We start from the raw sequence: 12930 nt of genomic DNA, 5'->3' as shown, positions 1-12930 counted from the left end.
TGATTTTATTTCGTGTTGTCAGCAAACAGCTCCGGCGCCCATGGACGTGGATCCACCTCCATAAACGGCGCGCGCTCGAAGCGGTCCTTCAGCGCCCACGGCACCGTGCAGTCGAAGATCGTCTTGCAGGAAATGCCGTTGCCGCGAATCGAGGTGCTGTAATCCGGCGACTGGGACGGATCGAGCTGGTGGCCGCGGATCCCCGGAATATTGGTGATGCTGACATCACCCTGCATGCGCGTCGTCATCGCCCACAGGATGTCGTCGCTGTCGAAAATATTCACGTCTTCGTCGACCAGAATAATGTTCTTCAGCTCCGAATAGGTGGCTAAGGCGATGAGTGCCGCCTGGCCCTGGCGTCCTTCGTCTGACGGCTGGCGTTTTTTCACCTGCAATATCCCGAGGAACTTACCGCCGCCCGCAGTATGGGCATAGACGTTTTGCAGGAAGCCCGGAATTGCCTCTTCAACGGCATTACGGATGCTGGCCTCGGTCGGCAATCCGGCCAGCGTGGTATGTTCTTCCCCCGGCCCCACCAGTGTTTGCAGGATGGCGTGGTTTCGCATGGTCACGGCTTTCACTTTGATTACCGGCAGGGAGGGATTCGCCTCGCCGCAGTAGCCTGGGAACTCCGGCATCGCGTGGCCGGTGTTGGTATGCTGATCCTCTCTCACGCGCACGCCCGGAAGCAGTTCGCCCTCGATGATGATCTCCGCCCGCGCGATGGCTTTCTCTTTGATCGCCACGCCCTGCACCAGCTCAACCGGCTGCTGGCGCAGCGCCCCGGCGACGCCCAGCTCGTTATAGCCAAACGGCGTGGTCGGGGCCTCAAAGCACGCGCCGATATAGATGGCGGGATCGAGCCCCATGTTGATCGTCACCGGCAGCGGCTTTCCGGCATCTTCCGCCTTTTTGCGGAACACTTCGATGTGGCGCCCGGCGGCAAGGAACATGGAAAGCTCGTCGCGCTCCTGAACGCAGAGGCGGTGGATGGTGACATCCGTCAGCGAGCTGTCTTCCGGATCGCTTGCCAGCACCAGCCCCAGACAGAAGAACGGACCCGCATCAATCGGCGTGTTGGTTGGGGCCGGAAGCAGCTTGCGAAGGTCGAAGTCAGGATCGTCAGCGTAGAAAACCTGCTCCTGACAGGGAGCCTGCGAGGCCGGGACGACAACCGGCGCAACCGGCTTTTTGACTGCCTGGCCGACGTGTTTTGCCAGTTCAGAGGGCTCGCAGCCCAGAAGGAGCGCCGCGCGCTCGCGGCTGGCGTGCATGCCCACCAGGATGCGGGAGTGCGGATAGCCCTTAATGCTGTTGAACATCATGGCCGGGCCCGTACGGGTTGGACGTTTGACCGTGCCACCCGCGCCGATATGGCGATAGACGCCCGCCAGCTCCGCATTGGGATCGACCGGATGATCGGTTTCGATATACTGCCCTTCGTGGCGCTGCAGTAAGGCGATGGCGCTGCGGAGATCGTTAATCTTGTGTTCCATATTTTCCTCCCTCGGTTGAATACCTCCATTTTTATGGCAATGACCAATAGCATCAATCGCATCATTACTGTTAAATTGATAAGTAAATTCATATCAATTCAGGAAGTCGTCTCGTGCAGTTTCGTCAGATGCGCCACTTCATCGTCGTGGCCGAAGAGCTCCATATGCACCGGGCCGCCGAGCGTCTGAACATGGCGCAACCGGCGCTGAGCCAGCAGATAAAGGCGCTGGAAGAACGTTTAGGCGTCACGCTTTTCAGCCGGGCGAATCGCCGCTTAACCCTGACGCCCGCGGGCGAAGCGTTCCTGGTAAAAGCCAGGCTTGCCATCTCGTTAACCGAGCAGGCAGTGCTGGACGCCAGACAGACGGCAAGGGGCGAGCAGGGCGTGTTAAACCTCGGGTGCGTGTCGAGCGCGATGTTCGACGGCAGGCTACCCGCCGCGCTGCGCCAGATGCATAGCCGCTGGCCGGCCATTACCATGTCGCTGATGACGGGAAACGTGCAGACGCTCTATGCCGCCGTGCAGAGCAACCAGCTGGATGTGGCCATCATCCGCGCGCCGCTACCGTCGCTGCCGGACGATCTGCAAAGCCGGCCGTTCGCCTCGGAGAAAACGGTGCTGGCGCTGTATCGTCAGCATCCGCTGGCCGGGTCCGCCGCGCTGACGCTTTCTTCGGTGAAAGACGAAAAATGGATCTCCCTGCGCGACCCGGAGGGAATGGGGCTGGAGCAGTACTTCTATGACGCCTGCAGCGGGGCGGGCTTTCAGCCGGACGTGGTGCAAAACGCGACCGACGTGCCCACGGTGATAAGCCTGGTTTCGGCAGGGTTTGGTCTGGCGCTGCTGCCCGCGTCGGCAAAGGCGGTGAGCGTCGAGAACGTCATCTACGTGGACATCCTCGACCGGCTGCGGGAGAGCGAACTCACCCTGGTTTGCCACCGGATTATACGCTCAGAAGTGCTAAAAAAGTTTCTGGTTACCCTCGATCACACCTGACGTCCGGCGGCCCGCAGGAGTTGCTCGCGCAGCCAGGCATTCGCCGGATCCTGGCTGTTTTTCGGGTGCCAGTACATGTTGATGGTAATCGGCTGGAGCGGCAGCGGCGGTGGAAAAATATCCAGCGTGCTGGCGAACCGTCGCAGCATCCGTTCCGGCAGGGTACAGACCAGGTCGGTACCGGCAACCAGCGGCGGCGCCATGGCGTAGCTCTGGGTGGACATGGCGACGTGTCGCTGATAGCCCAGCCCGGCAAGAGTTTGGTCGACAAAGCCGGTAAACGGATCTCCCGCCGACGACACCACCAGATGGGAAAGCGCGCAGTAGCTTTCCAGATCTAACGGACCTGTTCCGCGCGGATGGCCTTTACGTTGGGCGGTGGCAAACGCGTCGTCGAGGAGTTTGCGCCTCACCCAGCCGTCATGGGCGCCCGCGCTCACGCCGATGTAGATGTCCACATCCCCGTTTTCCAGCTGCTGCGGCAGGTCAGCCATCTCCGGCAGGGCGAAGCGCAGGCGGATGCCGGGGGCGTCGGTTCTCACCTGGTTAAGCAGCCCGGTGCCGAGCATCAGCGCCGGGTTCTCATGCAGCGCGATAACAAAGGTCCGGCTGCTGGTTTGCGCATCAAATGCCGTGGGGGCAAACATCGCGCTGATGCCGCGCAGTACGTTCGCCACCTGCGGCTTGAGCGCTTCCGCTCGCGGCGTGGGAAGCACCCCGCGTCCATGCGGGGAGGGAATGAACAGCGGTTCGCCAAACAGCGTGCGCAGACGGGCGAGACGGGCAGACAGCGCGGGTTGGCTGATGCCCAGCCGAGCGGCCGCATGGGTGATGTTCCTGTCCTGAAGCAGGGCGTCCAGCGTCAGGAGCAGGGCTATGTCCATGTCAGATATCCGCGTCATCGCTCTATTTCGCGCCGCTGGCGTCCCGGTTGGTATAGGTGACAGGGACCCAGGCATAACCGCCTTTCTCGCCTTTCGTCACATAGCCGATGACCGGGAAAGGCAGGTGCGGGGCGGCAACCAGGTCCTTGTTTTTCACAAAGTCAGCGAACGCATGCTCGCGTACGCTTGCCGCTTTGTTCTGATCTTCATCGTAGGTGATGGTCACCGCAGGCTGCGGGAACTGAACCGCCGCGGCATGAATGATGTCGCCGACAAAGGTGATCTTCTCGCCTTTACTCGTTAGCGTGTAGAAGGCTGAACCCGGCGTATGGCCGGGATGAACCGTGCCGGTCAGACCCGGGAGAATTTCCGATGTGCCGCTAAACGGCACCACTTTCCCCGCGTCAAGATAGGGCTTCAAGGTCTTCTGCGCGACGTCAAAGTAGTTCTTGCCGTAGCCGGTTTTCTTCTGATTGTCGTCGTTAAAGAAAAAGTCGATATCCGGTTTGCCAACGAAAACGCGCGCGTTGCTGAACACCACCTTGCCATCTTTCACCAGGCCACCGGCATGATCGGAGTGAGCGTGAGTCAGCAGGACTTCAGTGATGTCCTCGGGTTTTATCCCCTGCGTGGCGAGGCTTTCAACCAGACGTCCGCCGGTATCAGGACCAAAGAGCTGGCCAGAGCCGGTATCCACCAGGATTTTATGTCCGGGTATCGCAATCAGGAACGCGTTGATGGAGACCTCAGCCGGGTTGGTCTGGACGTTTTTCGCGAGCAGCGCATCAATGTTTTGCGGCGTAGTCCGGCGCAGCAGCTTGTGCAGATCCTGCGCGACGGTTCCGTCGGTAAACGAGGTGACCAGGACGTCCCCAACCTGAACGCTGTATCCGCCCGCCGGTTGTTTAACGACGTGCTGGGGCGTCTCTGCCGAGGCCTGGAGCGCAGGGTAGAAAAGCAGTGAACTGGAAATCAGCGTGGAAAGAGCAAGTTTTTTCACGGTAAGCATACGAGTCTCCTTTGAAAGTGCTCATCTTACTGCTCCGTAAAATTATAAGAACCTGCCCAGAAATGATAGGACCTATAAACGGGATGGATAGTCAACCGAAGGGCCGGGAAGGCGGGCAATGCCTTTACCGGCCCGTAAGACCTTATTTTTTCAGCGGTGCGTTCCAGCTATCGAGCGTGGCTTTGGACCAGGCGCCATAAGCGGCATTAGGCAGCACAATCCAGTCGTTGCCGAAATGTTCGGCGCTGGCTTCAACCAGCTCACGCTGCTGCTCGCTCGGCTTTTTGTTTTTAAACTGCACGGCGAAGTCCGGCAGGCTGTCGCCGAACAGCATCACGATCTGCTGCTTTTTGAGGATGCTCTGGCGGCGCTCTTCCTTACTGACCGTATCCAGCAGCACGCTTTCGTCAGACACCTGCGGCAGGCCGAGAGCGTTTAACGTTTTCAGCGTGTCGGCTTTATTTTCCTGCATACGATCCGAGACATAGTAGATCCGGACCTTGCTCTGATTCACCTGGTCAAGAAACGCTTTCGCACCAGGGATTAAGCCGGGTTTTCCCTGCTTCTCCCAGTCGCTCCAGGTATCCCATTGTGTATAGTCGTGACACTGCTCCGCGTCGCGCACCAGCAGAGGGGTGTTATCCAGCACCGTTTCGTCGAGGTCCATCACCACGGCGTAGTTTTCGGGCGTTTTCAGATCTTTTAACTTCTCGTTGAAACGCTCGGTGGCAAACCGATAGGTTTGCAGCTGAAGGGCCATAATCTCTGCCGATTTCTGCTGATAGCGCAACGCCATTTCGTACGCTTTCGGTTCACACAGGTCGCGCCCGGCAGCCGTCGCGGTTGCCGCTGCACTCATAACAGGTAATGCCAGCAGTAATGCCTTAGCCATTGAATTCACGCTTTTTTCCTCAACACCCTGGTTAAAATCCCGAAAGCGTAATGAAATTCAGTGACAGAAATATGACCGCGATGTGGCAATGTGTTTCCGCTAGACCAGCATGTAATACCAGAACAGGGCGACCTCGTCTTTTTCCGGCAAGGCGTTGTAGAGATAACGGTCGTACCCGCCCAGAGTAAATCCGTAGTGACGGTAAAACAGGCAGGCGGAGACGTTCACATTTTGTGTTTCAAGCCGTAATCCGGGCGCATTTACGCTACGGGCCCAGACGTGGGCGGCGGCCATTAATTTTTGCGCGGCGCCGGTTCTGCGTCTGGTGCGATCAACGGCAATATAATCCACTGAAATAAACTTATTCCAGCCGATTGACGCGGTAATAAATCCGGCTAATTCACCGTCATCCGTTTCCGCCACAAGAAATATGGCGTCCGGATTAACGCAATGGTTTTCAAGCGTTTGAATGTCAAGTTCGTAGGTTTTTATCCACGGCTCGGCGACGGCTTCAATATGCAAATTACAATGGATAAAGGGCTCTCGCGCAATGTGGCTAATGGTGAAAGAAAAGTCACAACATTCAAGACGGACGAGGTCCGTATTTAATCCTTTTCGAATCTGCATAGTATTCCCGATAGTGAGTTATTTCATAAAGAATAGACGAAGCGGTTAAATCCGCTGAGCTCACGCACTTTTAATCCTGAACTAAGCTTGTACTTCGTTCCGCGTAAAATGTGGGTCATTCGAGGACAATGAATGGAATTCAGGACATTTCAAAAGCAGTGGGGTGCTGAGTTTATTTCCGATGACGTTGTACGTTTTCGCGTCTGGGCAGAAGGACAGAAAGAACTTACGCTACGTCTTGCCGCCACCGATGTGCCGATGACGGCAACAGGCGGCGGCTGGTTCCAGGCAGACGTCCCTGGCGTCACGCACGGCGCAGAATATCAGTTTGTTCTTCAGGACGGTATGGCGGTGCCCGATCCCGCCTCGCGGGCGCAAAAGGGCGACGTTAATGGACCCTCGGTGGTGATCGATCCCCGACGTTACCAGCCGGTCAACCGCGACTGGGCAGGGCGTCCGTGGGAAGAGACGGTAATTTATGAACTGCACATCGGCACCTTTACCCCGGAGGGCACCTTCCGGGCGGCCATCGACAAGCTGCCGTATCTGGCAGAACTCGGGATTACTCAGCTTGAAGTGATGCCCGTCTCTCAGTTTGGCGGTTCTAGCGGCTGGGGGTACGACGGCGTGCTGCTGTATGCCCCTCACTCTGCTTACGGTACGCCGGAGGATTTCCACGCGTTTATCGACGCCGCGCACGGGCTGGGGCTTTCCGTGGTACTGGATATCGTGCTCAACCACTTCGGCCCGGAGGGGAACTATCTGCCTTTGCTGTCGCCCGCGTTTTTCGATGCTCAGCGGATGACGCCGTGGGGCAACGGCATCGCCTACGATCGCGAGCCGGTGAGACAGTACATGACCGACGCGCCGCTCTTCTGGCTGACGGAATACCGGCTGGACGGTCTGCGGTTTGATGCCATCGACCAGATTAAAGACGGCTCGGACACGCATATTCTCGAGGAGATTGCCGCAAAAATTCGCGAGGCCATTCCGCACCGTCACGTTCACCTGACCACGGAAGACAGCCGCAACGTGATTTTCCTGCATCCGCGCGATGAACAGGGCAACGCGCCGTTGTTTACCGGCGAGTGGAACGATGACTTCCACAACGCCGCCCACGTGTTTGCCACCGGTGAGACGCACGCCTACTACCAGGATTTTGCCTTTGAGCCGGAGAAAAAGTTCGCCCGGGCGCTGGCGGAAGGGTTTGTCTACCAGGGCGAGGTGTCTCTGCAAACCGGAGAATCCCGCGGGGTGGAGTGCCGCACGCAGCCGCCGCAGTTCTTCGTCGATTTTATTCAAAACCACGATCAGACCGGCAATCGCGCCCAGGGCGAGCGTCTTATCTCCCTCGCGGGTGCCGACAAGACGCGGGTGCTGCTTGCCGCGCTGCTGCTCTCCCCGCATATCCCGCTGCTGTTTATGGGCGAGGAGTTTGGGGAAACGCATCCGTTCCTGTTCTTCACCGACTTTCACGGCGAACTGGCAAAGGCAGTGCGGGAAGGGCGCGCGAAAGAGTTTACTGGCCATGCCGGGCACGATGAAACCGTCCCGGACCCGAACGACGTGAACACGTTTATCCGCTCAAAGCTCGACTGGCATAAAGTCGCCACCGACGAGGGCAAGACATGGCTGCGCTATACGCGCCATCTGTTGACGCTGCGCCATCGCTATATCGTTCCGCTTCTGCATCCGGGCGGCGCCGTTGAGGGGCATGTGCTCAAGACCGCGCCCGGCATGGTGGCGGTGTGCTGGCGCTTTCCGTCGGGGACGCTCTCACTGGCGCTTAATATCGGCATTAAGCCCGTCGCGCTGCCCGCTCTGGCGGGAGAGACACGTTTTGCCTCGCCAGAAGTTACCGACGTTTTACCCCCGAACGGTATTGTCGTTCGCTTTGCTGATGGAGAAGCATCGTTATGATCCCTTCCGCCACGTACCGAATTCAGTTCCGTAACGGCATGACCTTCGACCGCGTTGTGGCGCTGGTGCCGTATATGAAGGACCTCGGCATCAGCCACCTTTACGCGTCGCCCGTGTTCACTGCCACGACGGGGTCTACCCACGGCTATGACGTGACCAACCCGAATGAAATCGACCCTGCCATCGGCGGGCGAGACGGGTTTGACCGTATGGCCGCCGCGCTCAAACAGGCCGGTATGGGGTTGATTCTGGACATTGTCCCCAATCACATGTCCACCTCGCTGGAAAACGCATGGTGGCGGGATGTGATTGAATATGGCCAGCAGAGCCGCTATTTCCGCTACTTCGATATCGACGGGTCGCGACCGCTAACGCTGCCGTTTCTTGGCGACACCTTTGAGGCGGAGCTGGAGAAGAGAGCTATCACGCTAAAACGTGACCCTGTCACGAAAAAGGCCGCGCTGGTCTACTACGATGCCGAGTATCCGCTCAACCCCGAAACATACAGCGAGGAGAAGAGCATTGCAGAACTGCACAACGCGCAAAGCTGGCGGCTGATGTCCTGGCGGGAGGCGCCGAAGCAGCTCTCGTGGCGGCGATTCTTTGAGATCACCGGGCTGGTCGGCGTTCGGGTTGAAGATGATGCGGTCTTCGACGACACGCACCGGCTGATCCTTGAGCTGGTCCACGCGGGCGTGGTGGATGGTCTGCGCATTGACCATGTCGACGGCCTGGCGGATCCGCTGGGCTATCTGCAGCGCCTGCGGCAGGCCACCGGGCCCGACTGCTACATTACGGTCGAAAAGATTCTCGCCAAAGGGGAACAGCTCCCCGCTGACTGGCCGGTATCCGGTACCACCGGCTACGAGTTTATCGCCTCGCTGGCGGAAGTGCTGGTCGACGACGATAGCCTGGGGCGTCTTGAGAAAATCCATGACGAGACGCTGGGCATCACGGTCGATCGCCACGCGGAACTGCGCGATGCCAAAGGCCTGATGGCCGATCGTAATTTTGAGGGTGAATTCACCACGCTGCTAAACCTTGCTGAGGATCTGGCACGCCGCAATGAGGTTGCGCTGCCGCGCGAGGAAATCCGCCACGCGCTGCGCGAACTGCTTATTGCGTTTCCGGTCTACCGCACCTATGGCACCCGGGAAGGATTAACCCCGCCGGACGTGGCACTGCTCAACCGCGTGGTTGCCAGCGTGGAGACGTCGGAAGCCGCGCTCAGCCTGATCGTGCGCATTCTTACCGGCGACCTGCCGGAAGATTGCCGCGAGAGCGCCGCGCTGTTCAGGACCCGCTTCCAGCAGCTCACCGGGCCGCTGATGGCGAAGTCCGTTGAAGACACGCTTTTCTTTCGCCACAACCTCGAGCTTGCGCTCAATGAAGTCGGTGCCGACCCGACCCCGCGTGCGTTTTCCTTATCCCGCTTCCACCAGGAGATGCGCATTCGTCTGGCCCGTCAGCCCGACGCGCTGCTGGGCACCTCCACGCACGATACCAAGCGCGGGGAAGATGCCCGGGCGCGCCTTTACACCCTGACGGAAGCCCCGGAACGCTGGGGGGAAAATCTGGCCCGCTGGCGGCAGATGAACCAGGCCCAGGTGCGTTTTCTCAATGACGGTACCGCGCCGAACGCCGCCGATACGTGGATGATCTACCAGGCGCTGGCGGGCGTCTGGCCTGCCACGCTGACACCGGACGACGCTGACGGGCTGGCATCACTGGAAGAACGTTTTCTCGGCTTCCTCGAAAAAGCGCTGCGCGAGGCGAAACAGCGCACCGACTGGATTGACAGTAACGAGAGCTATGAGAGCGTGGTGTTGAGCTACGCGCGGCACCTGCTTTCACCGGACAATAGCCTGTTCCTGCATGATTTCAGCGAGGCGATGCAGCCCTTTATCCGCGCCGGGCTGATGAACAGCCTCAGCCAGACGGTGATCAAGCTGACGGCGCCCGGCGTGCCGGATATTTATCAGGGCAGCGAGGCGCTTAACTTCAGCCTTGTCGACCCGGATAACCGACGCGAGCCGGACTTTCCGGCCCTGGTGCAGAGCCTCAGCGCGGCGGATGTCGGGGTGTTTGACAACCCGGCATGCTGGCGGGACGGCAGGGTGAAGCAGTTTGTTACCGCCACGCTGCTGCGGCTTCGACCGCACTACGACGCGCTTTTCCGCTACGGCGACTGGCTACCGCTAAAGGTCAGCGGCGAGCGCGAGGAGAACCTGATTGTCTATGCGCGCGTTAAGGACGACGAGGCGCTGATTGTCGCCGTGCCGCGTCTGGTTTTTGACGTCACCGATAATCATCAGCTGTGGGTCAATACCACGGTCGCGTTACCCGACGAGCTGGCCGGGAAGCGCTATCGGGATCTGTTCAGCGGCGAAAGCCGCATGCTGCAAGAAACGCTGGCGTTAACGTCAGAAAAGGGATGTGTACTGGTTCTGCTTACCTGCGAATAATCGTGGAGAACGAAAATGGCAAAGGATACAAAGTTTGAAATTCGGGCCGGTCATGGCCAGCAGTTGGGGGCGAATTATGACGGGAAGGGCGTTAACTTCGCGCTGTTCTCCGCTCACGCTGAACGGGTGGAGCTCTGTCTGTTTGACCCGTCCGGGAAAACGGAAATCGCCCGGCTGGAGCTGCCCGAGTATACCCATGAGGTCTGGCACGGCTATGTGCCTGACCTGAAGCCGGGGACACTGTATGGCTATCGCGTCTACGGCCCCTACGACCCGGAAAACGGTCATCGCTTCAACCCGCATAAGCTGCTTATCGACCCCTACGCCCGCGAACTAGTGGGTGACATCGACTGGAACGATGCCCATTTCGGCTATGAGCTGGGGCATGACGAGCTGGATTTGAGCTTTGACACGCGGGACAGCGCGCCGTTTACGCCGAAATGCAGGGTCATTGACCCGGACGCCTTTGACTGGCAGGACAACAACCGGCCGAACGTGCCCTGGCCGCATACCGTTGTCTATGAGAGCCACGTGAAAGGCTTTACCCAGATGAACCCGGCCATACCGCCCGAGCTGCGCGGCACGTTTGAAGGCATGGGACATAAAGCCTCGGTCGATTATATCAAAAGCCTGGGCATTACCTCGGTGGAGCTGCTGCCGGTTCACTGGTTCCCGGATGACCAGCATCTGCTCGACCGCGGCCTGAAGAACTTCTGGGGCTATAACACGCTGGGCTTTTTTGCTCCGGCGTCGCGCTACTACGGTCCGGCGGGGATCCAGGGCTTTCGCGATATGGTGCGCGCCTATCATGACGCGGGCATCGAGGTGATTCTGGACGTGGTGTACAACCACACGGCGGAAGGGAACGAGCTTGGCCCGACGCTCTCGTTTAAGGGGATTGATAACTACAGCTATTACCGCACGCTCCCGGACCAGCACCGGTACTACATCAACGACACCGGGACGGGAAATACGGTCAACACCTCGCATCCGCGCGTGCTACAGATGGTGATGGATTCCCTGCGCTACTGGGCGGAATCGATGCACATTGACGGTTTTCGTTTCGACCTCGGGACGATCCTGGGCCGCGAGCCCGAAGGGTTTGACCCGCGCGGCGGTTTTTTTGACGCCATGACTCAGGATCCGGTCTTATCCCGACTGAAGCTGATTGGTGAACCCTGGGATATCGGTCCCGGCGGCTATCAGGTAGGCGGATTCCCGCCAGGCTGGGGGGAGTGGAACGACAAATACCGCGACACCGTTCGCGAGTACTGGAAGGGGGACAACGTCTCCACGGACTTTACCGCGCGTCTGCTCGGTTCCGGCGATCTGTACGATCTGCGCGGACGCCGTCCTTGGGCCAGCGTCAATTTCATCACCGCCCATGACGGCTTTACGCTGAATGACCTGGTGTCGTACAACGAAAAGCACAACGCCGACAACGGTGAGGACAATAATGACGGGCATAACGATAACCGCTCGTACAACTACGGCGAGGAAGGGCCAACCGAGAATCCGGATATTATTGCTACCCGCGAACGGCAGAAACGTAATTTCCTGACCACGCTGCTGTTCTCCCACGGCACGCCGATGCTGCTGGCGGGGGATGAGTTTGGCCGTACGCAGAAGGGGAATAACAATGGATACTGCCAGGACAGTGAGATCTCGTGGATCGACTGGAAGGGACTCTCCGAAAACGACGCTGCGCTGCGTGAGTTTACCCGTCGTCTCATTGCCCTTCGCGCGCAACAGCCGCTGCTGCGCCGTGAAAGCTGGCGCGACGGGCTGGAGATCCGCTGGTTCAATGCCGGAGGCGGTCCACAGCAGGCCGAGCAGTGGGATGAAGGCTCGACGCTTGGGGTCTCCATCAGCAGACCGGATCTGCGGCAGGAGGACGGTATCTGGCACGATGTGCTGATGCTGTTCAACCCGTTTGAAGGCACCGTGCCGTTCCAGATCCCGCAATTTGGCGAAGGGGGATGGGTGCTGGAGCTGTCTACGGCGGATGACGCTGCCACCGGGACAGCGATCACCGAAACCGTTGAGTACGAACTGGCCGGGCGCAGCATTACGCTGTTCCGCCGTCCTTAGTTACAGTGACGCCGCCGCCCGGGCGGCGGTGTCATACAGGGAGGAGATCGTGCGTAACAGCTGCGCGGTCTCGCCAATCGACTTCCCGGCAACGCCGCTCTCCGCGTGGATCGCAATCAGACACGCTTCCCGCACGTCCCGGTATTTCATGCACAGCGCTTTCCCTTCCTCCGTGGTGGAGAAAAAAAGCTCTTTACCCGCTTTCTCGCTCGTCACGTAGCCTGCCTTGACCAGCTTTTTCAGGGCATAGGTCACCACGTGGGTATCTTCCACGTTGAGGACGAAGCAGATATCGGCCAGCTTTTTCTTGCGGTCGCGGTGGTTCACGTGATGCAGCAGCGAAACGTCAAAGGCGCCCATATCGGGCTCGCCGGCAGCCGTCATGCAGCGCACCATCCATTTGTTGAACGCGTTGCTGGTCATGATCAGCGCATATTCCAGCTCTGATAACTCCGCGCAGCGCTCGGATACCAGATGGCGGGAAGAGACGATCCGGCCATCGTTGATATCGTCGCGATCGGGTGAAGCACTCTTTTCTGAGGTCATAA

Annotated in this window: 10 protein-coding genes; 4 read left to right on the top strand and 6 right to left on the bottom strand. The window is 59.1% G+C overall.

From position 1 onward, the window contains the following. Positions 1 to 5 precede the first annotated feature (5 nt). Positions 6 to 1496 (bottom strand): UbiD family decarboxylase, encoded by a 1491-nt coding sequence (locus KGP25_RS12105; RefSeq protein WP_196364546.1) that lies wholly within the window; start codon positions 1494 to 1496, stop codon positions 6 to 8. Between the two features lie 113 nt (positions 1497 to 1609). On the opposite strand from KGP25_RS12105, the gene KGP25_RS12100 reads away from it, so the two are divergent. Next, the gene (locus KGP25_RS12100; RefSeq protein WP_048029920.1) at positions 1610 to 2494 is read left to right on the top strand and encodes a LysR substrate-binding domain-containing protein; all 885 of its coding nucleotides are present in this window, start codon (positions 1610 to 1612) and stop codon (positions 2492 to 2494) included. Here the strand turns inward: KGP25_RS12100 and KGP25_RS12095 are convergent. The 4 genes from KGP25_RS12095 to KGP25_RS12080 all read right to left on the bottom strand — a co-directional run bounded on the left by KGP25_RS12095 (position 2485) and on the right by KGP25_RS12080 (position 5906). Beyond that, positions 2485 to 3396 carry a LysR family transcriptional regulator gene (locus KGP25_RS12095; protein WP_223540529.1) on the bottom strand — a complete coding sequence of 304 codons (912 nt, stop codon included), beginning with the start codon at positions 3394 to 3396 and terminating at the stop codon, positions 2485 to 2487. The two genes, KGP25_RS12100 and KGP25_RS12095, sit on opposite strands and share 10 nt — an antisense overlap. 4 nt (positions 3397 to 3400) lie before the next feature. Next, entirely contained in the window at positions 3401 to 4387 is a 987-nt protein-coding gene (locus KGP25_RS12090; RefSeq protein ID WP_223540528.1) for an MBL fold metallo-hydrolase, read from the bottom strand. 142 nt (positions 4388 to 4529) lie between these two features. Then, a complete protein-coding gene (locus tag KGP25_RS12085) occupies positions 4530 to 5288 on the bottom strand; it encodes a 5'-nucleotidase, lipoprotein e(P4) family (RefSeq protein WP_223540527.1) in 759 nt (252 codons plus the stop codon). A gap of 90 nt (positions 5289 to 5378) precedes the next feature. Beyond that, entirely contained in the window at positions 5379 to 5906 is a 528-nt protein-coding gene (locus tag KGP25_RS12080) for a GNAT family N-acetyltransferase (protein WP_223540526.1), read from the bottom strand. A gap of 132 nt (positions 5907 to 6038) precedes the next feature. Here KGP25_RS12080 and treZ point away from each other — a divergent pair, with 132 nt between their 5' ends. The 3 genes from treZ to glgX are packed head-to-tail and all read left to right on the top strand — an operon-like array spanning position 6039 to position 12382. Continuing rightward, positions 6039 to 7826 carry a malto-oligosyltrehalose trehalohydrolase gene (gene treZ / locus KGP25_RS12075; RefSeq protein ID WP_223540525.1) on the top strand — a complete coding sequence of 596 codons (1788 nt, stop codon included), beginning with the start codon at positions 6039 to 6041 and terminating at the stop codon, positions 7824 to 7826. Next, positions 7823 to 10291 (top strand): malto-oligosyltrehalose synthase, encoded by a 2469-nt coding sequence (gene treY / locus KGP25_RS12070; protein WP_223540524.1) that lies wholly within the window; start codon positions 7823 to 7825, stop codon positions 10289 to 10291. The genes treZ and treY overlap by 4 nt, the downstream gene beginning before the upstream one ends. A 15-nt stretch (positions 10292 to 10306) precedes the next feature. Further along, the gene (gene glgX / locus KGP25_RS12065; protein WP_223540523.1) at positions 10307 to 12382 is read left to right on the top strand and encodes a glycogen debranching protein GlgX; all 2076 of its coding nucleotides are present in this window, start codon (positions 10307 to 10309) and stop codon (positions 12380 to 12382) included. Here glgX and KGP25_RS12060 read toward each other — a convergent pair whose 3' ends face one another. Then, complete coding sequence (locus KGP25_RS12060) at positions 12383 to 12928, bottom strand: winged helix DNA-binding protein (protein ID WP_223540522.1); 546 nt, start codon at positions 12926 to 12928, stop codon at positions 12383 to 12385. It lies immediately after the preceding gene. Between the last annotated feature and the right edge of the window lie 2 nt (positions 12929 to 12930).

The sequence above is a fragment of the Enterobacter sp. JBIWA003 genome (assembly GCF_019968825.1).
In the GTDB taxonomy this organism is placed as follows: Bacteria; Pseudomonadota; Gammaproteobacteria; order Enterobacterales; family Enterobacteriaceae; genus Enterobacter; species Enterobacter quasiroggenkampii.
This window is presented reverse-complemented; position numbering and strand designations above follow the sequence as displayed.

Coding starts and splice junctions, on each gene's coding strand:
- KGP25_RS12105 (WP_196364546.1), bottom strand. CDS start 1,496: ATGGAACACAAGATTAACGATCTCCGCAGCGCCATCGCCTTACTGCAG.
- KGP25_RS12095 (WP_223540529.1), bottom strand. CDS start 3,396: ATGACGCGGATATCTGACATGGACATAGCCCTGCTCCTGACGCTGGAC.
- KGP25_RS12090 (WP_223540528.1), bottom strand. CDS start 4,387: ATGCTTACCGTGAAAAAACTTGCTCTTTCCACGCTGATTTCCAGTTCA.
- KGP25_RS12080 (WP_223540526.1), bottom strand. CDS start 5,906: ATGCAGATTCGAAAAGGATTAAATACGGACCTCGTCCGTCTTGAATGT.
- treZ (WP_223540525.1), top strand. CDS start 6,039: ATGGAATTCAGGACATTTCAAAAGCAGTGGGGTGCTGAGTTTATTTCC.
- treY (WP_223540524.1), top strand. CDS start 7,823: ATGATCCCTTCCGCCACGTACCGAATTCAGTTCCGTAACGGCATGACC.
- glgX (WP_223540523.1), top strand. CDS start 10,307: ATGGCAAAGGATACAAAGTTTGAAATTCGGGCCGGTCATGGCCAGCAG.
- KGP25_RS12060 (WP_223540522.1), bottom strand. CDS start 12,928: ATGACCTCAGAAAAGAGTGCTTCACCCGATCGCGACGATATCAACGAT.